Source organism: Arthrobacter sp. T2-23 (assembly GCF_055398325.1).
Genome location: NZ_AP027917.1, coordinates 1,221,565 through 1,243,120, shown reverse-complemented (window position 1 = coordinate 1,243,120; position 21,556 = coordinate 1,221,565). Strand labels below are relative to the sequence as shown.

At 69.4% G+C, this 21,556-nt stretch carries 19 protein-coding genes and 1 pseudogene; 9 read left to right on the top strand and 11 right to left on the bottom strand.

Annotation, left to right across the window (positions count from 1 at the left end):
• Position 1: 1 nt before the first annotated feature.
• Complete coding sequence (locus ACZ5Z0_RS05680; protein WP_349413107.1) at positions 2 to 145, top strand: MFS transporter small subunit; 144 nt, start codon at positions 2 to 4, stop codon at positions 143 to 145.
• 3 nt (positions 146 to 148) lie between these two features.
• Positions 149 to 1,972: a gamma-glutamyltransferase family protein gene (locus ACZ5Z0_RS05675; protein ID WP_464110255.1), complete on the top strand. Its 1,824-nt coding sequence runs from the start codon at positions 149 to 151 to the stop codon at positions 1,970 to 1,972.
• Between the two features lie 737 nt (positions 1,973 to 2,709).
• Here ACZ5Z0_RS05675 and ACZ5Z0_RS05670 read toward each other — a convergent pair.
• The 5 genes and pseudogenes from ACZ5Z0_RS05670 to ACZ5Z0_RS05650 form a co-directional block, all read right to left on the bottom strand.
• Positions 2,710 to 4,331: pseudogene (locus ACZ5Z0_RS05670) on the bottom strand (HNH endonuclease signature motif containing protein).
• 95 nt (positions 4,332 to 4,426) lie between these two features.
• Complete coding sequence (locus ACZ5Z0_RS05665) at positions 4,427 to 5,110, bottom strand: YqjF family protein (RefSeq protein WP_464110254.1); 684 nt, start codon at positions 5,108 to 5,110, stop codon at positions 4,427 to 4,429.
• Between the two features lie 59 nt (positions 5,111 to 5,169).
• A complete protein-coding gene (locus tag ACZ5Z0_RS05660; protein WP_464110253.1) occupies positions 5,170 to 5,559 on the bottom strand; it encodes a DUF1622 domain-containing protein in 390 nt (129 codons plus the stop codon).
• A gap of 42 nt (positions 5,560 to 5,601) precedes the next feature.
• Positions 5,602 to 6,519, bottom strand: coding sequence for an SDR family oxidoreductase (locus ACZ5Z0_RS05655; protein ID WP_464110252.1), 918 nt, complete (start codon positions 6,517 to 6,519; stop codon positions 5,602 to 5,604).
• 48 nt (positions 6,520 to 6,567) lie between these two features.
• The gene (locus tag ACZ5Z0_RS05650) at positions 6,568 to 7,473 is read right to left on the bottom strand and encodes an MSMEG_6728 family protein (RefSeq protein WP_464110251.1); all 906 of its coding nucleotides are present in this window, start codon (positions 7,471 to 7,473) and stop codon (positions 6,568 to 6,570) included.
• Positions 7,474 to 7,618: 145 nt separating this feature from the next.
• On the opposite strand from ACZ5Z0_RS05650, the gene ACZ5Z0_RS05645 reads away from it, so the two are divergent.
• Complete coding sequence (locus ACZ5Z0_RS05645; RefSeq protein WP_464110250.1) at positions 7,619 to 8,191, top strand: hypothetical protein; 573 nt, start codon at positions 7,619 to 7,621, stop codon at positions 8,189 to 8,191.
• A 14-nt stretch (positions 8,192 to 8,205) separates the two neighbouring features.
• On the opposite strand, the gene uvrA is transcribed toward ACZ5Z0_RS05645, so the two are convergent.
• A complete protein-coding gene (gene uvrA, locus ACZ5Z0_RS05640) occupies positions 8,206 to 10,773 on the bottom strand; it encodes an excinuclease ABC subunit UvrA (protein ID WP_464110249.1) in 2,568 nt (855 codons plus the stop codon).
• A 66-nt stretch (positions 10,774 to 10,839) separates the two neighbouring features.
• Between uvrA and ACZ5Z0_RS05635 the strand changes: the two genes are divergently transcribed.
• Complete coding sequence (locus ACZ5Z0_RS05635) at positions 10,840 to 11,940, top strand: adenosine deaminase (protein ID WP_464110248.1); 1,101 nt, start codon at positions 10,840 to 10,842, stop codon at positions 11,938 to 11,940.
• An 82-nt stretch (positions 11,941 to 12,022) separates the two neighbouring features.
• On the opposite strand, the gene ACZ5Z0_RS05630 is transcribed toward ACZ5Z0_RS05635, so the two are convergent.
• Positions 12,023 to 12,997 (bottom strand): aldo/keto reductase, encoded by a 975-nt coding sequence (locus ACZ5Z0_RS05630; protein ID WP_464110247.1) that lies wholly within the window; start codon positions 12,995 to 12,997, stop codon positions 12,023 to 12,025.
• An 82-nt stretch (positions 12,998 to 13,079) separates the two neighbouring features.
• Positions 13,080 to 13,520 (bottom strand): DUF2177 family protein, encoded by a 441-nt coding sequence (locus ACZ5Z0_RS05625; RefSeq protein ID WP_464110246.1) that lies wholly within the window; start codon positions 13,518 to 13,520, stop codon positions 13,080 to 13,082.
• A 155-nt stretch (positions 13,521 to 13,675) separates the two neighbouring features.
• Between ACZ5Z0_RS05625 and ACZ5Z0_RS05620 the strand changes: the two genes are divergently transcribed.
• On the top strand, positions 13,676 to 14,542 hold the full coding sequence (locus ACZ5Z0_RS05620; RefSeq protein ID WP_464110245.1) for a DUF1295 domain-containing protein: 867 nt from the start codon (positions 13,676 to 13,678) through the stop codon (positions 14,540 to 14,542).
• 123 nt (positions 14,543 to 14,665) lie between these two features.
• Positions 14,666 to 15,544 (top strand): pullulanase X25 domain-containing protein, encoded by an 879-nt coding sequence (locus ACZ5Z0_RS05615; RefSeq protein ID WP_464110244.1) that lies wholly within the window; start codon positions 14,666 to 14,668, stop codon positions 15,542 to 15,544.
• A gap of 341 nt (positions 15,545 to 15,885) precedes the next feature.
• Here ACZ5Z0_RS05615 and ACZ5Z0_RS05610 read toward each other — a convergent pair whose 3' ends face one another.
• The gene (locus ACZ5Z0_RS05610; protein ID WP_464110243.1) at positions 15,886 to 17,121 is read right to left on the bottom strand and encodes a mechanosensitive ion channel family protein; all 1,236 of its coding nucleotides are present in this window, start codon (positions 17,119 to 17,121) and stop codon (positions 15,886 to 15,888) included.
• Positions 17,122 to 17,447: 326 nt separating this feature from the next.
• On the opposite strand from ACZ5Z0_RS05610, the gene ACZ5Z0_RS05605 reads away from it, so the two are divergent.
• Both ACZ5Z0_RS05605 and ACZ5Z0_RS05600 read left to right on the top strand, forming a co-directional pair.
• Positions 17,448 to 18,071 (top strand): hypothetical protein, encoded by a 624-nt coding sequence (locus ACZ5Z0_RS05605; protein WP_464110242.1) that lies wholly within the window; start codon positions 17,448 to 17,450, stop codon positions 18,069 to 18,071.
• 9 nt (positions 18,072 to 18,080) lie between these two features.
• On the top strand, positions 18,081 to 18,857 hold the full coding sequence (locus ACZ5Z0_RS05600) for a hypothetical protein (RefSeq protein WP_464110732.1): 777 nt from the start codon (positions 18,081 to 18,083) through the stop codon (positions 18,855 to 18,857).
• 50 nt (positions 18,858 to 18,907) lie between these two features.
• On the opposite strand, the gene ACZ5Z0_RS05595 is transcribed toward ACZ5Z0_RS05600, so the two are convergent.
• Entirely contained in the window at positions 18,908 to 19,174 is a 267-nt protein-coding gene (locus tag ACZ5Z0_RS05595; protein ID WP_464110241.1) for a YegP family protein, read from the bottom strand.
• Positions 19,175 to 19,330: 156 nt separating this feature from the next.
• On the opposite strand from ACZ5Z0_RS05595, the gene ACZ5Z0_RS05590 reads away from it, so the two are divergent.
• On the top strand, positions 19,331 to 19,648 hold the full coding sequence (locus ACZ5Z0_RS05590; RefSeq protein WP_464110240.1) for an acylphosphatase: 318 nt from the start codon (positions 19,331 to 19,333) through the stop codon (positions 19,646 to 19,648).
• 7 nt (positions 19,649 to 19,655) lie between these two features.
• On the opposite strand, the gene ACZ5Z0_RS05585 is transcribed toward ACZ5Z0_RS05590, so the two are convergent.
• Positions 19,656 to 21,410, bottom strand: coding sequence for a RecQ family ATP-dependent DNA helicase (locus ACZ5Z0_RS05585; protein ID WP_464110239.1), 1,755 nt, complete (start codon positions 21,408 to 21,410; stop codon positions 19,656 to 19,658).
• Between the last annotated feature and the right edge of the window lie 146 nt (positions 21,411 to 21,556).

Genomic DNA, 21,556 nt, shown 5'->3' with positions numbered 1-21,556 from the left:
GATGAGCACAGCACACACCCCCGGCGCGCAGGCAGCTGTGAAAGCGTCCACCGGCAGGTTGGCCGTGGCGTGGGCCCTGGTCGGGGTGCCGCTGGCCTACGGGGTCTACGAAACCCTTACCCGCGTGGCGGCGCTCTTCGGCTGACCCATGACGTTCACCGCACCCGAGCAGTTCACCACCCGCCCCACCCTGCAGGGCACCTTCGGGATGAGTGCCTCCACGCACTGGCTCGCGACGGCGGCGGCCCAGGCGGTGCTCGAACGCGGCGGTAACGCGTTCGACGCCGCCACGGCCGGCGCCTTCGTGCTGCATGTCGTGGAGCCCCACCTCAACGGTCCCGGCGGGGACATGACCGGCGTCTTCGTGACGGCGTCAGATCCCGGCAAGCCCGTGGTGCTGATGGGCCAGGGGCCGGCACCGGCAGCGGCGACGGTGGAGCACTACCTGGCCGAAGGCCTGGAACTGGTGCCCGGTTCCGGGGCGCTGGCCGCTGCGGTGCCCGCCGCCGTCGACGCCTGGCTCCTGCTCCTGCGTGACCACGGGACCTGGGAGCTGGAGGCTGTGCTGGACTTCGCGGCTGGCTATGCACGCGACGGGCACCCGATACTCGGCAGAGTCGGCACCACGATTGCCTCGGTGGCGGAGCTGTTTCAGGAGCACTGGCCCAGCTCGGCCGAGCTGTGGATGCCCGGCGGAAGGATCCCCGCCGAGGGGGAGCTCATCCGGAACCCCGCCTACGCCCGGACCCTGGACAGGCTCATCGCCGCCGGGGCAGCCAGTGGCTCCCGTGAGGCACGGATCGATGCCGCCCGGCGGGAATGGCGGGAGGGATTCGTCGCCCACGCGATGGTGGAGTCGGTGCAGACCCCGCACCGGCACTCCTCCGGCACCGACCACGCCGGCGTACTGGCGTCCTCCGACCTCGCCGGTTTCGCCGCGGGCTATGAGGCGGCGGCCACCGTCGAGTTCCGCGGGCACACCATCGCCAAGACCGGGCCGTGGGGGCAGGGACCGGCGCTGCTGCAGACCCTCGCCATCCTCGACGGGTTCGAGGACCGCTTCCTGGATCCGTCGACTGAGCTAGGGGCGCACACGATCCTGGAGGCGCAGAAGCTCGCGCTGGCAGACCGTGAAGCCTACTACGGGGACACGGATGTTCCGCTGGAGTACCTGTTGTCCGAGGAGTACTGCGCGGGCCGCCGGGCGCTGATCACCGACCGGGCGTCGCACGAATTCCGGCCCGGCCACGTCCCCGGGCATGAGCCGTACGTGCCGGCGTTGCGGACCGAGTACACCCCGCCTGCACTGGCCGTGGCCGGTGCGGAGTCCGGCCCTGCGGGTTTGGGCGTCGGGGAGCCAACTGTGGCGCCGAGCGGGGAAACCCGGGGCGATACCTGCCACATCGACGTCGTGGACCGGTGGGGGAACATGGTCTCGGCTACGCCGTCGGGCGGTTGGCTGCAGTCCTCGCCCGCGATTCCGGAGTTGGGCTTCTGCCTGGGAACGCGGCTGCAGATGACCTGGCTCGAGCCGGGCACGCCGTCGACCCTCACGCCCGGCAAGCGGCCCCGCACCACGCTGACCCCGACCCTGGTCCTCCGGGAGGGACGCGCCGTGACCGCGCTGGGTTCGCCCGGCGGCGACCAGCAGGACCAGTGGCAGCTGCCCTACCTGTTGCGCACGATCGTGGGCGGCTACTCGCCGCAGCAGGCCATCGACGCGCCGACTTTCCATACAACGTCGATGCCCGGCTCGTTCTGGCCGCGCACCTGGGAACCCGGCGGGGCCGTGGTCGAGGAGCGGCTGGGCGACAACGTCATCGCGGGCCTCAAGCGCCGCGGACACCTGGTAACAGTCGCCGGCGGCTGGACGCTGGGCCGGCTGTCGGCCGTGGTCCGCGACCCGGCGACGGGAGTGCTGCAGGCCGCGGCTAACCCGCGCGGTGCCCAAGGGTATGCCGCGGGGCGGTAGGACGAGTCCGTTCAACTGAAGGATTTGGGTTAGCGTAGGCGGTGGCCGGGAGTCCAGGAGGCTGGACCCCGGCGGCGGCGAGCCGCCAGATAGGTTCCGGCCGTGACGGCCGCCGGGACGGCCAGGAACAGCCCGGCCCCAGCTGCGCCACTGGCGACGCCCCCAACCGCGAAGTATCCGGTCAGGCCGATCCACCAGAGCAGCGCCGCTGCCAACCCACCGACGACGAGGATGGCATCGCGGGTCCCCCGGCGGTTGCGCACCGGAAGGCGGCGAGTCCTGAGAGTCCTCAAGCGGGTTGGGGCTGCGGGTGACGAGGCGGTACGTCGGGTGTGACGTGCGAGGACGTAGGTTCCGGCGGTGGTCAGCGCTGGTACTGCGACAAAAACAATCAGTCCGCCGCCGCCACTGGCTGGGCCGCCGACGGTGAAATATCCCGTCAGGCCGATCCACCAGAACAGCACCGCCGCGAACCCACAAATGATCTCGGGCGCGTGGCTCAGACCGGAACGGTACGTAGGACGAGAACTGGAATCACTGATCCCGGTCATGGAGTTCCCCTTCTGAATAGTTCCCCCGATTGCCACGTACTCGTCATCACAACACGGATCTGCAACTTTGATAAGACCCATTGGCTAAGCATGGAAAGGCGCTCCTTCGTCGGCCCCTTGGCGTCCAGCGTCAGAGCATGATCCGCGTCGAAGGGACGAAACTGCTCGCCGGCTGCTTCTTGCGTTTCAGCAGCGAAAGTAGGGGTTTCGTCGGGGTGTCTGGTAGGGGTCGAGGTGGGGTGGCGGGATGAACCACGGGATCCCGTTGCGGGGCTGTATGGTCCATTGTTCTTTGTGGATCAGGTGGTGATGGTGTGAACACAGGAGTGTTCCGTTGTCGGTGCTGGTGGTGCCGCCGTGGGACCAGTAGGTGATGTGGTGGGCTTCGCACCAGGGGGCGGGTATGGTGCAGCCGGGGAAGGCGCAGCCTTGGTCGCGGGCGGTGATGGCTTTGCGGATGTGGGGCGGGAAGATGCGGCTGGTGCGGCCGATGTCCAGGACCCGGCCCCGGGGTCCGAGCACGACGGGGATGATGTCGGCGTCGCAGGCGATTTTGCGGATGGTCGCGGCGGTGACGGGTCCGGTGAACGCCATTGCCCCGGTGCCGGTGAACCCTAACGGGCCGGGGCCCGTGAAGCCGAACGGGCCGGGGCCCGTGAAGCCGAACGGGCTGGGGCCGGTGAAGCCGAACGGCGTGGGGCCCGCGATTTGTCCGGCCGCGTCGGGGTAGGTGTTGGCAGTGTCGGTCCCGCCGGGGCCGTCGGCCTCCACGGTGTCCCCGTAGCTGCGGAGCCGGTCGAGGAGGTCGCGGTAGTCGATGGTGACCATGACCTGGGGCCGGAGTCCGCCCGCGGCGGGCAATCCGCCGGAGGCGAGGGCGACTTTGCAGCCGCCGACGAGGCCGTCGAGGAGTTTCTGCGGCCGGGACCGCCGGTCCAGCTGGTTCGGCACGAACCCGTCCGCGTCCGTGCCCGCACCTTCGTCCGCGGCGGTGTCACTGCCGCCCGATTCGCCCTCGGCTCCGGCGGCCGGGGTGCGGGGGTTGGTGGCGGTGTTCATCACGGTGAGCAGGTGTTCGAACTGTTCGGTGGTGGCGAAGATTTCCAGGTGCTGCAGGCCGTGGCGGGGCCGGCGGATGAAGGCGCCTGGAGTTGACGGAGGAGTTCTTCGGAGGGTTCGGCGCCGTCCTGGTCTACCGCGTCCATCCAGCGCCTCGCGATCCGGGCCAGGAAGTCCGGGTCGTGCTCGACCGCGGTGCGGGTCAGGACGTGTTCCATCCGGGCAGCCGTCTCCGCGTCGCAAACGCGCCGGACCCGGCCCAGCGCCTGCGTGATGATGGTCGCGGACCGGGACGGCACGGCCCCGGCGGACAGGGCCGCGGCGAGTTCCTCGCGCAGGGGCGGGAGGGGCTGGCCGGTCATCCCGGTGCGGGGCAGCACCTCCCCGGCCAGGGACAGGCGCCGGTGGGCTTCGGCGGCGCTGATCTGCAGCCTGTCCCGCAGAAACTCGGAGCTCTTGCGGTACCCGTCATCGAGCACCGGGACACCGCCGGCGGCGGTCTCCTTGCGGGTGCGGTCCACGACCCCGGCTGCCACCAGTTGCAGGTACTCCACGGCCCGGGAGATTTCCTCGATCCGGCCCGCGAAATCTGCCGCCTCGCCAAAGTCCAGCAGTGACGAGTCCGCGACCGCCGTCGCGCACAGCTCCTGAAGTCGGCCAAGGACCCCATCAAAATTAGGGGCTACGCCGCGCCCATCACCGCCCGGCCTTCCGGCCGGACGAGCGATGAGAGCTGCACCGATTCCCATAACCCAATTCAACCGCAGGGGTCAGACATTATTGGCGGCAACCGGACCGGCCGACGCCACATCACCAGCACCGGAATGGACGCGAGCCCACGGACTCAGCGCCCGCCGCCAAGAACCCGCGGTCGACCGAACTGGGTCCGGACGCCCGGGGAGAACAACACCGACTCCGGCGGCCCGGAAACCCCGATGCCCGCCGCTGCGATGAGCAGGTCCTCCAGCACCGTCACCCGGGCCCGGAACAGCGGCCACGGGCCATGGGCATTCGGAACGTAGAGCGTTTTGCCGCGGAAACGGGTATGCAAACCGAACCGTGCGGTGAGGTGGACGGACAAGGGGTCCGCTGCTTCGACGTCGAACTCCGGGATCACCGCGAAATCGCTCCGCGCGCCGCCCCGAAAACGCCGCACCGAGTATCCGGTGGACGGGTCTGCCCGGTTGGCTGCCCGGAAGCGGTCCCGGGACCACACGTACGGGATGCCAGCAGCCCGGGCCGCCAGAACCACCGCCAGCCGCGAGGCGTCCAGGCTGAGGAAGACGACGCCCCTGGTACCGTCCGGCTCCCGGGAGTAGAGCCGCACATTGATCTCGTTGAAGCTGCCAAAGTAGGGAACCCCGGGTCCGTTGCCCAAACCGGCGCCCCGCATGCGGAAGCCGATAAGTCCCACCCAGGCCGATCCGTCGAACACGTCCGGTACTACGCCGCGGGGCATGAAAGCCGCTGCCGCGGCCTCGGGGATACGCCAGTGCAGGAACACGGCGTCGGTCCAGCGCTGGTCCATGATGACCGGTCTGGGCAACTCTGGCGCGTTGGGCCACGGATCCGTTGGCATCAGCTGAGTCAGCTGGCCGTCGACGCCGTTTGGGTGCCGGCGGGCTGCTTCTGCCAGGGCCAGCGGCCGGTGATTTCGAGCTCGAGGGAGAAGCTGAGGAAGGTCCGGATCAGCACGATGATGGCCAGCACCCCGACACTCTCGAAAGTCGGCGTGACGGCGACGGTCCGGATGATGTCGGCAGCCACGAGCAGTTCCAGGCCCAGCAGGATGGAGCGGCCCAGCAATTGCCGGTAGGAGCGGTAGATCGAGAGCGGTTCGGCGCCGGCGGGAAGTTGCCGCGGCTGGAATCCCCGCAGGGCCATCGGCAGCGACACGAGCGCGCCGATGACCATCACGGCTACGCCGGCGAAGTCCATGAAGCCGCCGATTGCCTCGATGATGCTTCTAAAGTCCATGCTGCTCCTCGTTGGGGATCGTGGTCTGCCGTCGACGGTACGTCAGGGATGCCGCACGCCGACGCCGGCCAGGATGGCGCGGTAGCCCTCGCGGAAGCTCGGATACTCAAACTCGAAGCCGGTGCCCCGCAGGAGCGCGTTGCTGACGCGTTTGTTCCCGCCCCGTGACGGCTCGCCGCTGCCCGAGGCGCCGCGCGAGGCGCCGCGAGCTCCGGTCTCAGCGCTCGACGCCGGCTCCGCCGGTGCGACCTCCGGCAGCCCCAGTTCGGCGGCGAGGAAGCGCAATACCTCGCCGAGCTCGGCCGGTTCGTTATCCACGCCCAGGTACAAGGGCGCGGGCTCGGCATCCATCGTGCACAGCTGGACGATCGCGGCTGCGGCGTCGTCGCGGTGGATGCGGTTGGTAAAGCGGGACTCCGCCGGGACGGCGGCCTTCCCGCCGCGTACCTGGTCGATCAGCCGGGTCCGGCCCGGCCCGTAGATGCCGCCCAGACGCAGCACCACGGGCGAAATTCCTGTGCCGCGCAGGCGGCTGTAGAGCAGTTCCTCGGCCTCGCGGATGATGCGGCCGGAGAACCCTCCGGGGTTGGGCGTCGTCGTTTCGTCAACCCAGCCGCCGTCGGCGTCGCCGTACACCGCGGTGGAGGAGACGAACAGCACCCGGCGGACGGGCGCTCCGGAGGCCGCCACGGCGTCGAGCACGTGCGCGAGGCCGTCCACAAAGGCGGCCCGGTACGCCTCCTCGGTGGGCGAATCCGCCGCAATGGCGACGACGACGGCGGTGGTATCCGCCGGGACCGGCGGCAGTGCGCCGGACGTCAGGTCAGCCGCCATGCCCTCGATGGCCGGCGGCAGCTTCTCCGGCGAGCGCCGCCAGCCCACCACGCGGTGGCCGGCCGCGGCAAAGCGCAGGCCGGCCTCGGTTCCCAGATCGCCGCAACCGGCCAGCAGTACAGTCATACCCGCCAGTCTGCCAGCAATTGCGGGGCGACGTGGCGAGACGCCCGGCTACCGCGCAGCGATGGGGAAGAAGACCCTCGGATCCTGGAGGAGTGCCGGGTAGTCGAAGTCCCGGCGCGCAACGATCTCGTTGACCTGGAAGTTGCGTGCAAACACGCCGTCGACCGTGATCGGACGGCCCTGGACCTCACCGACGGCGAAGGACTGGCCGCCGTCGAACGGGATGGCCACCACGGACTTCCCCGGCAGGGTGGTGAAGGCCTCCTCCTGCGCCTGGCGCTTGCGGGTGGGCTTCTTCACGAGCGGCTTGGCCGGGCGCTTGCGGGCGTTTTTGTCCGGCCGGCGCGACCCGTTGTCCGCGTAGACGAACTCGTAGTCGTCCTCGCCGGCGGCGGGAGCGGCGGAGCCGCGGACCGGCGGCAGGCTGATGGTGTCCAGGCGTTGCGGGTCGGTGCCGCCCAGCGGCAGGCGGAGGACCCACATGCGGTCGCCGGCAGGGTCTTCCGGCAGCAGTTCGTGCTTGGGCTCGGGCCAGACGTACTCCAGGTCCGGGTCCGTGCCGGGGAACACCTCGGTGTAGAACTTCGGGTCCTTGGCGAGCAGCCGGGAGCGGTGGCTGAGGTGGAAGTCCGGGTTCCCCAGCCAGTACGGCATCGGGATCTTGGCGGCGTAGTCCGGGTGGGCCGCCTGCGGCGCGAACTCCATGATCTTGTCGCGGGTGGTGTCTTCGCCGCCGCGGGCGGTCCACTCGTCCACCATGGCCAGACCGTACATCGTCAGCGCCGGCACGTGGCCCATCCACATCCGGACGGCCGGGTGGGACTGCCAGCCGTACTCGGGAATCACCAGCGCGCGCAGCATTTGCAGCGCTTCGACGCGCTGCTTGCCGAGCCGCGCGGGATCAAGGGCCGCTGCGCTCTGCTGGAAATCGGGGAAGGGGAGGAAAGTCTGCATCTCTCCAGTTTGGGGCCACAGGGCCGCATCACCAATTGCTGGGCGTCCCAGGTGAGCGTGTTCACATCGCGGATACGTACAGACAGTTCCCAGACCGGGGATCTATCATTTACGGCAACCACCCCAGCCGCACGGAAGACCCGCCATGACCCCTAAAGCAACGGCGCCCTTTGCGCCAAAGTACGGACAAATGCTCGGCCCGGAAGCCAACGGAATCCTGGTCCTTGAGGAATTCACCCTTGACCCGGCCGAGGCCCGCAAGGAACAGCACGGATTCCGCGCCGCCCTCGCCTCGGTAGCCCTGACCATGCGCCGCCTGCTCGCGTTCCGGCTCTTCATCGCCCTCGTCGCCATCGCGAACCTGCCGCTCTTCCTGCTCTCCAGCGGCTGGGAAATCTACGCGATCTCGCTCGCCGTCGTGGTGGCCGTCCACGCGGCCGTGTCCTGGCTCAACCGGCACGAACCGCGACTGCGCCAGCGCCGGCTGCTTGAGCTGCACCTGCACCGCGAACGCAGCGCCAACTACCGCAAGGTCCGCGACGCGGTGAAGTACGTCATCGACACCCCGGCCCGGATGAACGAACAGCTCTACCTGGAACTCCTCGCCGCCAAGCGCGTCGCCCTGCACCTCGCCCAGGGCACCGTGGCCCTGCTGGACACCAGCGACGACGCCGCGTGGAAGGTCCGCATCATCCGCGAACTGCCCAAAGCCGCCTAAGCAGCCTTCGCCGCTCAGCCCTTCAGGACCGCCCCGAGATACGGGGCGGTCCTGCTTTTTTTGGAGCGCGCGACGACGGCTGGCGCACCGACGGCGATGATCTTGCCGCCGGCGTCGCCCCCGGCGGGTCCCAGGTCGATCACCCAGTCGGCGGCAGCCACCACGTCCATCTCGTGTTCCACCACCACCACCGTGTTCCCGGCGTCGACAAGGCGGTGCAGCTGCGCCATCAGCAGTTCGACGTCGGCCGGGTGCAGTCCCGTGGTGGGCTCATCCAGCAGGTAGAGCGAGTGGCCGCGCTGAGCCCGCTGCAATTCGGTGGCGAGCTTGATGCGCTGGGCCTCGCCGCCGGAGAGCTCCGTGGCGGGCTGGCCCAGCCGGAGGTAGCCCAGTCCGACTTCGCGCAGGGTCTGCAGGGCCCGGGCCGCGGCGGGGACGTCGGTGAGGAAATCGGCGGCAGCGTTGACGGTCAGGCCGAGCACCTCCGCCACGTTCTTGCCGCGGTAGGTTACCTCGAGGGTTTCCGGGTTGTAGCGCGAGCCGTGGCATTCCGGGCATGGACCGTAGCTGCCGGGCAGGAAGAGCAGCTCGACGGCCACGAAGCCCTCGCCCTGGCAGGTTTCGCAGCGGCCGCCGGCCACGTTGAAGGAGAAGCGTCCGGCGCCGAAGCCCCTGGCTTTCGCCTGGTCCGTGGCCGCGAATTCCTTGCGGACGGCGTCGAACAGCCCGGTGTAGGTGGCGAGGTTGGAGCGAGGGGTCCGGCCGATCGGCTTCTGGTCCACCTTCACCAGCCGGTCGATCTGCTCCAGCCCGGTCACCGGGCCGACGGTCAGCGGGGCGGTGAGCTCGCCGGCGTCCTCGTCCGCTTCCTCCGCTGAGGCTGCCGCGTCCGCCCCGGGGTGCAGCCATGTGCTGGCCACCTCGGCGAGGACCTGGCTGACCAGCGTCGACTTCCCGGAGCCCGAGACGCCGGTGACGGCGGTCAGGACGCCGAGCGGGAAATCGGCGTCGAGCTTTTGCAAATTGTGGCGGCTGATGTCACGCAGCTCGAGCCACCCGGCCGCCTCCCGGCGGCCCTTGGAGCGGGGCGCGCGCGGACCGCCGTCGTACGGCTTCTTTCCGGCAGCAGCCGGGAACAGGTACGGCCGGGTGACGGAGGCTTCCACCTCGGCGAGGCCGGCCACCGGGCCGCTGTAGAGCACCTCGCCGCCGCCCTCGCCAGCGCGCGGGCCAACGTCCACCAGCCAGTCGGCGCGGCGCACCACGTCCATGTTGTGCTCCACGACGAACACGGAATTGCCGGAAGATTTCAGCTGGTCCAGGACCGCGAGGAGGGGTTCGGCGTCGGCCGGGTGCAACCCCGCGGAGGGCTCGTCCAGCACGTAGATCACGCCGAACAGGCCCGAGCGCAGCTGGGTGGCGATCCGCAGGCGCTGCATTTCGCCGGGGGAGAGCGTGGGCGTGGAACGGCCCAGCGCGAGGTAGCCCAGGCCGAGGTCCAAGAGCACGGTGACGCGCTGCAGCAGGTCGCGGGTGATGGCGACGGCCACCTCGTTGGACTCGCCGGAGGACTGCTTCCGCGACGCGGTCCCCGCAGACGTGAGCTCGGTGGTGGGGCGGATGATGGCAGCGAGCTCGGTCATCGGGACGGCGTTGAGTTCGGCGATGGTCTTGCCCGCGAACGTTACGGCAAGGGCCTCGGGCCGGAGCCCGCTGCCGCCGCAGCGCGGACACGGGCCGGTTTCCATAAAGCGCAGCACCTTCTCGCGCATGGTGCTGCTCTTGGAGTCGGCGAGGGTGTGCAGGACGTAGCTGCGGGCGCTCCAGAAGCGGCCCTTGTACGGCTTGGCCACCCGGTCGCGCTGCGGCGTCACCTCCACCACGGGCTGCTCCTCCGTGAAGAGGATCCAGTCGCGGTCCTTTTTGGGCAGCTTCCGCCAGGGGGTGTCGACGTCGTAGCCCAGGTGGGTGAGGATGTCGCGAAGGTTCTTGCCCTGCCAGGCGCCGGGCCAGGCGGCGATCGCGCCGTCGCGGATGCTCAGTGAGGTATCCGGGACCAGCGAGGATTCGGTGACCGTGTGGGCGATACCCAGGCCGTGGCATTCCGGGCAGGCGCCGGCGGCGGTGTTGGGGGAGAAGGCGTCCGAGTCCAGCGGCGCGGCGCCGTCGGGGTAGCTGCCGGCGCGGGAGAAAAGCATCCGCAGCGAGTTGGACAGCGTGGTGACCGTGCCCACGGTGGAGCGGGAGCTGGGGGTGCCGCGGCGCTGCTGGAGCGCGACGGCGGGCGGCAGCCCGGTGATCAGCTCCACCTTCGGGTTGTGGCCCTGCTGGATCAGCCGCCGGGCGTAGGGCGCCACGGATTCGAAGTAGCGGCGCTGGGCCTCGGCGTAGATGGTGCCGAAGGCCAGCGAAGACTTGCCGGAGCCGGAGACGCCGGTGAAGGCGACAATCGCGTCGCGGGGCACGTCCACGTCCACGTTGCGCAGGTTGTTCTCCCGGGCGCCGCGGACCCGGACGAAGCCATCCGTGGGGTGGTCCGGCGCAAGGCCGGCAAGATCGGAAGCCTGCTGATTACTATGCATCTGTTCGACTCTATCCGCCCTTGCCCTCCGGCGGCATATCGCTCCCGGCAGGCATATCCTTACCGAATGAGAACTTACGACGGCGGCGCCGGGGCGCCGCAGGCAGGGCAGGAAGTTGAGCAGGAGGTTGAGCCTCAGGCTGAGGGCGTCCCAGAGTTCGCAGAGGTCCCGGCAGGAGTCCACGCCGCGCTGCCGGTCGCGGAGCTGCACCTGCACATCGAGGGCACGCTGGAGCCGGAGCTGATCTTCGCGCTCGCCGAACGCAACGGGGTCACGCTGCCCTACGCGGACCTGGACGAGCTACGCGCCCGGTACGAGTTCACGGACCTGCAGTCGTTCCTGGATTTGTACTACGCCAACATGGCGGTGCTGCAGACCGAGCAGGACTTCGCCGACATGACCCGCGCGTACCTGGCCCGGGCCGCGACAGCGGGGGTCCGGCACGCCGAGATCATGCTCGACCCGCAGGCGCACCTGTCCCGCGGGGTGTCGCTGGAGACCTGCGTCAACGGCGTGGCCTCGGTACTGGCCAGCTCGCAGCAGGAGTTCGGCATCTCCACCCTGCTGATTGCCGCGTTCCTGCGCGACCAGTCCGAGGAATCGGCGCTCGCCGTGCTGGAGCAGCTCCTCGCCATGAACGCACCGATCGCCGGCATCGGGCTCGACTCGGCCGAGGTGGGCAACCCGCCGTCGAAGTTCGAGCGGCTCTTCGCCCGGGCCAAGGACGCCGGGCTGCGGCGGATCGCCCACGCCGGCGAGGAGGGCCCGCCGTCGTACATCATCGAGGCGCTGGACCTGCTCGAGGTGGAGCGGATCGACCACGGCATCCGCTGCATGGAGGACCCCGAGCTGGTGGAACGCCTCGTCCACGAGCTGATGCCGTTGACCGTCTGCCCGCTCTCCAACGTCCGGCTCCGCGCCGTGGACACGCTGGCCGAGCACCCGCTGCCGGGCATGCTGGCGGCCGGGCTCAACGTGAGCGTGAACTCGGACGACCCGGCCTACTTCGGCGGGTACGTGGATGACAACTTCGCCCAGCTCAAGTCCGTGATTGGGCTCTCCGAGTTCGACTGCGTGCGCCTCGCAGCCAACTCCATCCGGTCCTCCTTTGCCAGCGAGGAACGCAAGACGGAACTGCTGGCCGAACTGGCGGCATCCGGCCGCTAAAACCGTAGTTGCCCTATCACTTAAGGTCGCTAAAACGGGCGAATAGGAACCATAAGTGATAGGGCAACGGTGCACCGCCTTCTTAGACGTCGATGCTGTCCATGTGCGGGTAGCGCGCGCCCGCTGCGACGCCGGCCGGAGCCAGCTCATCGAGCCGGGCCAGGTCGTCCGCGGAGAGCTCGACGTCGACGGCGCCCAGGTTCTCGCGCAGCCGTTCGCGCTTCTTGGTCCCGGGGATCGGCACGATGTGCTCGCCCTGGGCCAGCAGCCAGGCCAGAGCCAGCTGGGCCGGGGTGCAGCCCTTCTCGGTGGCGAGTTCCGTGACCCGGTCCACGAGTTCGAGGTTGCGGGTGAAGTGCTCGCCCTGGAAACGCGGCGAGTGGCGCCGGAAGTCGTCCGCCGCGAAGTCCTCCTCGCTGCGCAGTTGGCCGGTGAGGAAGCCGCGGCCCAGCGGGCTGTAGGGGACGAAGCCGATGCCGAGTTCGGCCAGGACCGGGAAAATCTTGGTCTCCGGCTCGCGCTCCCACAGAGAGTATTCGGTCTGCAGGGCGGTGATGGGGTGCACGGCGTGGGCACGGCGCACCGTGTCGGCGCTGGCCTCGGAGAGCCCCAGGTGCTTGACCTTGCCGGCCTGGACCAGCTCGGCCATGGCGCCGACGGTCTCCTCGATCGGCACGGTCTTGTCCACCCGGTGCTGGTAGTACAGGTCGATGTGGTCGACGCCGAGGCGCTGCAGGCTCGCGTCGCACGAAGCCCGGACGTACTCGGGCTTGCCATTGATGCCCACCCACGAGCCGTCTTCGCGGCGTTCGTTGCCGAATTTAGTGGCCAGCACGACGTCGTCGCGGCGGCCGGCGATGGCGCCGCCCACGAGCTTTTCATTGGTGAACGGGCCGTACATGTCGGCGGTGTCCAGCAGTGTTCCGCCGGCATCGAGGAAGGCCTGGATGGTGGCGACGGATTCCTGCTCGTCGCCCTGGCCGTAGAACTCGCTCATGCCCATGCAGCCGAGCCCGAGGGCCGAGACGGTGAGCGAGCCGAGGGTGCGTGTTTCCATGGGAATCTCCTGAACAGAGGGGGATGGAGTGCCGCGGGTCAGCCCGGGAGGGGGCCCGGCGGGCGGCGGCGATCAACCCACTCTAGTCAGCTTGCTTGCCGCGGGCAACGGGTTTGCCCAGCCGCATCAGCAGAGCCGTGAGCGCGGTGACGACGCTGCAGACCGCGGCTCCCCAGGCGATGTCCGTCACGGCCACCACTGCAGGGAAGTCCTTGAGGATGGCGAACGCTGTCAGGGCCCAGGTTGCGTAGGTGAAGAAGCCGAACAGGGCCGCCCCGGCCATCCGGCTCGTGAGCGTGGCTCTGGGATCGTTGGGCCTGATGCCGTAGTGCACGATCCCCACGACGTAGACGAGGTAGAACAGGACGGCGCCCAGGACGTTGAAGCTGGCCGGGAGCAGGTGGCCGATCTGGCTGCGGTACAGGTTGTTCGCTACGGTGCTGATCCAGAGCGCGTCGATGCCGGCGAAGATGATGCCGGCCACCGCGTAGGCGAGCAGCCACTTCTTGGTGGGACCGGTCATGGTGGCTCCTCGTGTCGGCAGGGGCTGGCGTTCCCCGAAGTATAGGCGGCGGCCAGTCAGTGCTGCATTTCTCGGGTATTGAACAATACTGATGGTGGCGGGGAAGCCCCGCCCCCCGCGCCAGAGGTTGGCGATGCCTGTGAAAGGAACACCTGATGAAAGACTCGGAGCGCAAGGCCCTCGCCGCCATCCCCCTGGTCGTTGTGATTGGGGCGCTGTTGGCGGTTGCCGGCAGCCAGGGCGGCGCCGTGGCCGGCGGGATCCCGGTCTTCGCACTGGCCGTCGGGGCCGCCTTCCTGATCCAGTGGCTGGCGTTCGTTCCGGCGTATCTGGCGCAGACGGAGAAGTTTTACGACCTCACCGGGTCTCTGAGCTACATCGCTGTCACCCTGCTGCTGGTGCTGCTGACCCCGGGGATCGACGCCCGGGGACTGTTGCTCGCTGGTTTAGTGCTCGTCTGGGCCGCCCGGCTGGGCACCTTCCTGTTCCGCCGCATCAGCCGGGCTGGCAAGGACGACCGTTTTGACGAGATCAAGCCCTCCTTTGTCCGCTTCCTTAGCGTGTGGACCATGCAGGGCATTTGGGTTTCGTTCACCGCGGCCGCCGCGTGGGTGGCCATGACGTCCGGGAACCGGGTAGCCCTGGATGGCTTCGCTGTAGGCGGCCTCCTGGTGTGGGTGGCCGGCTTCGGCTGCGAGATTGTGGCGGACTCCCAGAAGTCCCGCTTCAGCGCCGATCCCGCCAACAAAGGGAAGTTCATCTCGACAGGGTTGTGGGCGAAATCCCGGCACCCGAACTACTTTGGCGAGATCTTGCTCTGGGTCGGTGTCGCGATCATTGCCGTGCCCACATTGCAGGGCTGGCAGTGGGTTGCCCTCATCTCCCCGGTGTTCGTCGCCCTGCTGATCACCAAGGTCAGCGGCGTACCGCATCTCGAAAAAAAGGCCGACACTAAGTGGGGCGGCCAGGCCGACTACGAGGCGTACAAGAAGAACACCCCGGTCCTGATCCCCCGGATCTAGCCGCACAGCGGCACTCCGGCCCGTCACAGTGGGTCATGACACACAGAGTTAACCTTGTCCGGTCGCGGAACCCGGCGAAGCTTGGCAAAATGCAGGTGGATCAATTGCTGCTAAAGGAGACCCATGGGCGCGAACGCTGCGGAAAACACGAACCTTCGGCTTAAGGCTGTGCTGGACGTCCTGACCGAGGGGGTGTGGTCGGGCGAGAAGCTGAACGCCGGCGTCGTGCTGGGAGAGGCGATTGCGCGGGTGCCGCTGAACGACCACGAGCGCGAACTCCTCAGCGGCGGCATCCCCCGCGGCCACAAGGCACTCACCAGCGCCACGGCCAAGCTGGTCAAGGCCGGCTGGCTGGTCAAGGGCCGCTCGGGCTGGACGATCACCGAGGACGGCCAGCGCGCCACGGTTGCCTTCGCGGATCCCGCTGCTTTCACGGCGGCGCTCGACGCCGGTACCCCGGTTCCGGCCGACACCCCGCTGCCGTCCGCCCCGGCCGGAAAGCCGGCGCGCAAGACTGCACCGAAGGCTGCGCCGAAGGCCGTCAAGGTTGCGGAAAAGGTCGCCGAGAAGGTGGCCGACACGGCGACCAAGCTGGTAGAAGAAGCCGTCGCCCCGGTCGCCAAGGCGGTCCGGAAGCGCAAGGCGGCAGAGAAGGCGCCCGCAGAAATGGCCGCCGAGACGCAGGCCGCGGCACCCGCCGTCGAACAGCCGGCAGCGGTTGCCGTCGCCGGTGATTTCAACGTCCTGCTGGGCGCACCCGCAAACTGGGCGCCGCAGTACGACGAGTCCCAGATGCAGCTGGACGAGGTAGACCAGCTTTGGAAGCTCGCCGCGGACCTGCCGGCCGGTTCGTACAGCTTCAAGATCGCGATCAACCGCTCCTGGGACGAGAACTACGGTGCCTTCGGGGTCTTCGACGGCGCCAACCATGAGGTGCACCACCGCGGCGGCATGCTGGTCATCCGGTACGACCACCGCACCCGGGACATCGTCTTCGGCTAGCAGCCGAGGCGCACCCCAGTTCGGCGCCAATCGTTGCTCTAGAAGCGTGTGGGGTTGGGGCTGGGCGGAACGGGCGGCGGCGGGACCGGTCCGGGATCCGGGATCGGTAGCGGGCCAGGCGTGGGCGCGGGGCCCGGCGTCGGGCTCGGCCCCGGTGCGGGGATGGGCGACGGCGGTGTGGGCCCCGGATCCGGCGGGAACGGATCGCCCGGCTGCGGCTCCGGCGACCTCGGCCCGGGTTCGGGCGGGAAGGGATCGGGCTCGTGCGGCGGCGGGATGGTCATGGCACCGATTATCGACCCGCGGCACCGGAGAGGGAAGACGGGCGGGGAAAGCGGGACCTAGTTCTGCGCCGCGACTGACTTGTCCCGGTCCTCGAACACGTCCTCGCCGGGGCCGGAGAACGCGCGGGAGCGCTGCACGGCCTCGACCGAGCCGGTGAACAGCTGGGAGTCGTGCGGATCGGACGGAAGCCGCGATGCGGTCCCCTCGGACGCGGCGAGTTTTCCCGGACGCTTGGCTGCAGGCTGCGTGGAGGCCGCGGCGGAAGGCAGCGATTCGAGCCGGACGTGCGGCAACGCCGTCGGGAATTCCTGCTGAAGGAACAGCACCAGCTCTTCGCGGATCAGGCAGCGCAGGTCAAAGAGCGAGGCGCTGTCCCCGGCGCTGACCAGGATGCGGACCCGGACAAAGCCCGCCGTGGCGTCGGTGATCTGCAGGATGCCCACACGCTTGTCCCAGAGATCGGTGGTGGCCAGGACCCGCTTCAGCTCGGCCCGCATGGCTTCCACCGGGGCGCGCCAGTCGAGGTCGAACTCCACCGTGCCCATCACCTCGGACTGACGCCGGGTCCAGTTCTCGAAGGGGGTGGTGGTGAAGTAGGTGGAGGGGAGGATCAGCCGGCGGTCGTCCCAGATGTGGACCACCACGTAGGTCAGGGTGATCTCCTCGATCCGGCCCCACTCCTTCTGGACTACGACGACGTCGTCCACCCGGATGGCATCAGTGAACGCGAGCTGGAGGCCGGCGAAGACGTTGACCAGCGAGGTCTGCGCGGCCAGGCCGGCCACGATCGAGATCACCCCTGCGGAGGCCAGCAGCCCGGCGCCGAGGGCCTGGATGGCCGGGAACGTCAGCATGATGCTGCCCAGCGCCACGATGGCGATCAGCGCCACCCCGATTCGCCGGGCCATGATCACCTGGGTGCGGAGCCGCCGGGCACGCCGGTTGTCCGCCACATCCACCCGGTAGCGGGTCAGGATGATGGTTTCGATGACCAGCAGGACGGCGATCGCCAGCCACGCCACGGATCCGATCAGCGCGATCATCAGGCCGTGGTCCACGTTGCGGCGCCACTCGGCGTCGGCAGTGGTCGTAGCCAGCGCGATCCGGACCCCGATCAGGCAGAGCGCGAAGCGCAACGGAAGCCGTGCCTCCCGCGAGGTCTCCCTGAGGGCCTCCTGCTTGCGGTTGAGCCGGAGGACCACGCGGCGCACCAGCCACGAGGCGACGAGCCCGGCGGCCACGGCCAGGGCCACGGCGAGGAAGGGCATGGCCGAAGATAAGAAGTCTTGCATCCTTTAAGGTCTAGCAAGCTTCGCGAATCAACTGAAATCGGTGGAAAGTCAAGGTGGGTCTGGTCACGCCGGCGCCGCGGGGCCGGGATCGCGCGCAACCGGCGTCCGATTAGGGACCTACGCCCCTGTATTTCGCGGCGGAAACCCCGAGAATTGTGCAACCACTTGCATCTCCGGGGGAGGGTGACATGCGTCGCACCGCATCATTGGCCACTGTAGGTTCTGCCGCATGCTTCGCCGTGGTCCTGCTGGCCGGATGCGGGTCGCCCGCCGCGGCCCCCGCAGTCAGTTCGTCCCCGGCGCCAAACCCGTCAGCAGCGTCTTCCGTGTCGCCGCCTGCGACGTCGCCGTCTGCGACGTCGGCGAGCGCCTCGCCGACCGCCGCGTCACAGTCTCCGGCGTCCGCCGCGCCGGCGGGCTGGAAGTCGTTTACCACCGGGGACGGCACGCTGACCTTCAATTACCCGGAGAAGTGGACCATCAATGATGCCGCCCCGGGTGCCCGGGGCGCGGCCGTGGATGTGCTCACCGATTACGGCAAGACCATGGCCTCCCTGCGCACCGGGGTGGTCACGGGGGCCCAGTGCACCGAGAAGATGCCCTTCATGCAATATGACACGGCGCCGGTGCCGGCCCTGGCCCAGAAGGGGACGGCCCCTCGCTTCGTCTATGAGGCCCGGACTGACCGGACCGAGAGCGACCCGGCGAAAGCGACCACATTCGCCTACGGCCTGACCTCCGAGCCGGAACCCACCGGCACCGAGGCCTGCCCGATGACGCACGTCTTCAACTGGCCGCCCAGCGGGGCCTCGTTTGGCGGCGACTATGACCCCTTCGACACCACACCGGGCGGCCCCATGCATGTGGACAGCCCCGAGGCGTACAAGGACACCACCGAGTACCAGTGGGCCAAGCAGATGATCATGTCCCTGCGGCCGGCAGGAAAGTAGCTGCGTGTGATGCGGGACCGGGTGGTGGCCGCCGCCCTCGGTTTGGTTGTGCTGCTGGGCGGCTGCGGCGTCCCGGCGGCCTCGCCGGAAGGTACGACGGCGCCGGGTGCGACACCCTCCGGTACGACGGCGGCGGGTACGACGGTGCCCGGCTCACCGACCGGGGGCCTGCCGGCCGCCAGCACCCCGGCTCCGGGGACCGTGCCGCCGTCGGCCGTGACGCCGTCGGGCTGGCAGACCTTCACCACCTCGGACGGGCTGTCCTTCGACTACCCGCCGGACTGGACAGCCCGGGACCCGGGCAGCAAGCTCGGCGGGGCGTTCGTGGATGTCGCCAACGCGGAAGGGAAGCCGATGGCCCAGCTGCGCACCAACGTTGTCACCGGGGCGGAATGCGTGTCCCAGTACCCCTACCAGGTCTACGATTCCCAGCCGCTCCAGGCCCTGGTGGAACCGGGCACCGCGGACCGCGCTGCGCCGCGCTATGTCTTCGAGTCCCGCGGTGACGGGACCGACCCGGGCCCCACCCAGACCACGACGGCCGGATACGGGATCACGATGATGCCGGAGGAGGCCGGGCCGCTCGCCTGCCCGATGTTCCACCTGGTCCTGTGGCCGCCCAGCGGGGCGCTCTTCGGCGCGACCTACGACCCGGCGAACAATGCCACTCCGGGCGATGCCGCCCTGCCGTACCTGGAGAAGGCAAAGCTGTATACGGAAACGAAGGAGTACCAAACGCTCCGGAAGATGATCACCTCGCTGCGGCCGACGAAGGTCGCCGGGTAAACCCTCCGCGCCGGCCGCGAGGTCGGGCCGGCGGGAGGCCAACGCACGGCTTACACGGCGGGGAGGTGCCGCCGCCGGGTCGTGGGGCGGTGCTGCGCCTGGCTGCTCTTGGTCCAGGTGGTGCCGCCCCAGGGGGTGGGATGCGTTTCCCGGATCAAACCGGTGCCGGCGCACTCACGCACCGCCATGATGCCGTCCGCCGCGGAACGCTTGTCCTCGAAAGCTTTTGAGACAGCGAGCACTGTGCCGTCAGCCCCCAGCAGCCGGAACCGGACGTTCGATTCTGCGTCGGTGAAGATCTCGAATTGTCCTGCCATTGTCTTTTCCTTTCAGGCGTTCCGGCGGGCGACGCGGGGTGTCCGCAGAACGCGCAGTGCCGGAGGTCTCCCTACACCCTCCTTGGCCCGGAACAGCCTTGAAAGGGGCGAAAGTCCCGGATGTGGGCAGCGCCGGACCGGGACTACATTGGAGGCATGGCTGAATTCCCTGATGGTTCCGGCGCGGCGGACACCGGTACGGCCGTGCGGCTCACGGCCCGGGTTGAGGGCATGGTGCAGGCCGTGGGCTTCCGGTACTGGACGGTGCGCAAGGCCGAGGAGCTGTCGTTGCGCGGCACCGTGCGGAACAATGACGACGGCACGGTCGCCGTCGTTGTGGAGGGTCCGCAGGCGGTGGTGCTGCAGTTCCGGAGCTGGCTGCGCTCGCCTGAAGCGCCCGGGCGGGTGGAGCACGTGGAGGAACGGATGACCCCGGCCACCGGGGCGTTCAGCAACTTCCGGGTGGTCTACTGAGCGCGGCTCAACCCCCTGGCCGCAGTGTGAGCAGGCCGCTCGCCAGCACCGCCTTCCGGGACAGGGTTTTGTAGCCCTCCCGCTCGAACAGCACCGTGATCAGCCCGTCGTCGTGCCGCATCACCAGGCCCGGGCCCCAGAGCGCGTGCTCCACCGCCGAGTTCAGCGGGAACGGCTCCGCGTCGGCTGCGGACGCGCCGGCAGTGGCGCCGTCGTCGTCGGCCGGACGATCCGCCGCTCCGCTTCCGGCCGAGCCGTCCGCGCAGTTGTCGCAGTTCCCGCACGGCTCGGGGAGGTCCTCGCCGAAATAGCCCAGCAGGAACTGGCGCCGGCAGCCGTGCGTCTCGGCATAGCTGCGCATCATGGCGATCCGGGACTTGTCCACCCGTTCCCGTGCCGCGGCAAGGGCGACGGCACGCTCCACCAGCTGCGCGGGATCGGCGCCGGGCTCCAGGCGCATCCCGCCGTCCGCCGCGGTGACGCCGCCGGTGTCCTGCAGCTGGTTCAGCAGCCCGGTGAGCCGGCGCGGCGGGTAACCCGTGGCCGCGGCCAGCGCAGCCGGCGCCATGGTGCCACCGGCGTGGCGCAGGACGGCGAGGACGGCCAGCAGCGCGGACTCGTCCGGCCGGTGGGTGGCGAAGTAGCGGCGCAGGCCCAGGTCCTCGGACCGGTAGTGCAGCACCGCCTGGGCGGGCAGGCCGTCGCGTCCGGCCCGGCCGATCTGCTGGTAGTAGCTGTCCAGCGACTCCGGGATGTCCGCGTTCAGCACGAACCGGACATCCGGCTTATCGATGCCCATGCCGAACGCGGTGGTGGCCACCACGGCGTCGAGTCCGCCGGCGAGGAACTGCCGGTGGACCTCCTCGCGTTCCGCCGGTGTTCGGCCCGCGTGGTACGCGGCGGCCCGCAGTCCCTTCTGCGCCAGCTTCGCGGCGTATTTCTCGGTGTCCTTGCGCTTGGTGGCGTAGACCAGGCCCGGGCCGTGCAGTTCGCCGACCAGCGCGGCCACCTGGCGCACCACCGCGCGGCGCTTCTCCTTGTCTTCGTGGTGCCGGACGACATCGAGGCTGATATTGGGGCGGTCGAAGCCGCGGACCAGGACCAGCGGATCCGTCAGCTTCAGGCGGTCCAGGATTTCCTCGCGGACCGGGGGAGCGGCGGTGGCGGTGAGGGCCGCCGTCGTCGGACGGCCTAGCCGCTCGCGGACCTCGCCGAGCCGGAGATAGTCGGGCCGGAAGTCGTGGCCCCAGGTGGAGACGCAGTGGGCCTCGTCGACCACGAACAAGGCGATGTTAAGGGCGGCGATCCGGTCCACCGTGCTGGGTTTCGCCAGCTGTTCCGGGGCAAGGAACAGGAACACGGCGTCGCCGCGCTCTGCGGCCTGCCAGGCCCGCTCCTGCTCCGCGGGGCTGTGCGAGGAATTGATGGCGACGGCGTGGTCCGGGCCGAGCGCGCCCGCCAGTCCGTCCAGCTGGTCCTCCTGCAGGGAGATCAGCGGGGAAACGACGACGGTGGGCCGCCTCAGCCGCCGGTGCAGGAGCAGGGCGGGGACCTGGTAGAGGGCCGACTTCCCGTAGCCGGTGGGCATCACCGCGAGGACGTCCCGGCCCGCGGCGAGGGCAGCCATGCCGGCGAGCTGACCGTCGCGGAGTTCGGGCAGGCCGAAGGCGACGGCGGCGAGGGTGCGCAGGGCGTCGTTGGACGCCGGGGAGTCAGGAACTGGGGAGTCGGACGTTTCCTCGGCCGGGCCGGCGTGGCGCATTCGGCGGCTCCCTCTGCGACTCCGCGGGCTCAGGCAGCCGGTTCCGGCTGCTGCCTTCAGGGTAGGCCAGGCGGAGGTTACAAGAAACGCGTCGGCCGGCCGGTCGGGACAAATGGCCCTCGGCAGGGCTCTTGGCAGTAGGTAGG

Coding starts and splice junctions, on each gene's coding strand:
- ACZ5Z0_RS05680 (WP_349413107.1), top strand. CDS start 2: ATGAGCACAGCACACACCCCCGGCGCGCAGGCAGCTGTGAAAGCGTCC.
- ACZ5Z0_RS05675 (WP_464110255.1), top strand. CDS start 149: ATGACGTTCACCGCACCCGAGCAGTTCACCACCCGCCCCACCCTGCAG.
- ACZ5Z0_RS05665 (WP_464110254.1), bottom strand. CDS start 5,110: ATGGACCAGCGCTGGACCGACGCCGTGTTCCTGCACTGGCGTATCCCC.
- ACZ5Z0_RS05660 (WP_464110253.1), bottom strand. CDS start 5,559: ATGGACTTTAGAAGCATCATCGAGGCAATCGGCGGCTTCATGGACTTC.
- ACZ5Z0_RS05655 (WP_464110252.1), bottom strand. CDS start 6,519: ATGACTGTACTGCTGGCCGGTTGCGGCGATCTGGGAACCGAGGCCGGC.
- ACZ5Z0_RS05650 (WP_464110251.1), bottom strand. CDS start 7,473: ATGCAGACTTTCCTCCCCTTCCCCGATTTCCAGCAGAGCGCAGCGGCC.
- ACZ5Z0_RS05645 (WP_464110250.1), top strand. CDS start 7,619: ATGACCCCTAAAGCAACGGCGCCCTTTGCGCCAAAGTACGGACAAATG.
- uvrA (WP_464110249.1), bottom strand. CDS start 10,773: ATGCATAGTAATCAGCAGGCTTCCGATCTTGCCGGCCTTGCGCCGGAC.
- ACZ5Z0_RS05635 (WP_464110248.1), top strand. CDS start 10,840: ATGAGAACTTACGACGGCGGCGCCGGGGCGCCGCAGGCAGGGCAGGAA.
- ACZ5Z0_RS05630 (WP_464110247.1), bottom strand. CDS start 12,997: ATGGAAACACGCACCCTCGGCTCGCTCACCGTCTCGGCCCTCGGGCTC.
- ACZ5Z0_RS05625 (WP_464110246.1), bottom strand. CDS start 13,520: ATGACCGGTCCCACCAAGAAGTGGCTGCTCGCCTACGCGGTGGCCGGC.
- ACZ5Z0_RS05620 (WP_464110245.1), top strand. CDS start 13,676: ATGAAAGACTCGGAGCGCAAGGCCCTCGCCGCCATCCCCCTGGTCGTT.
- ACZ5Z0_RS05615 (WP_464110244.1), top strand. CDS start 14,666: ATGGGCGCGAACGCTGCGGAAAACACGAACCTTCGGCTTAAGGCTGTG.
- ACZ5Z0_RS05610 (WP_464110243.1), bottom strand. CDS start 17,121: ATGCAAGACTTCTTATCTTCGGCCATGCCCTTCCTCGCCGTGGCCCTG.
- ACZ5Z0_RS05600 (WP_464110732.1), top strand. CDS start 18,081: ATGCGGGACCGGGTGGTGGCCGCCGCCCTCGGTTTGGTTGTGCTGCTG.
- ACZ5Z0_RS05595 (WP_464110241.1), bottom strand. CDS start 19,174: ATGGCAGGACAATTCGAGATCTTCACCGACGCAGAATCGAACGTCCGG.
- ACZ5Z0_RS05590 (WP_464110240.1), top strand. CDS start 19,331: ATGGCTGAATTCCCTGATGGTTCCGGCGCGGCGGACACCGGTACGGCC.
- ACZ5Z0_RS05585 (WP_464110239.1), bottom strand. CDS start 21,410: ATGCGCCACGCCGGCCCGGCCGAGGAAACGTCCGACTCCCCAGTTCCT.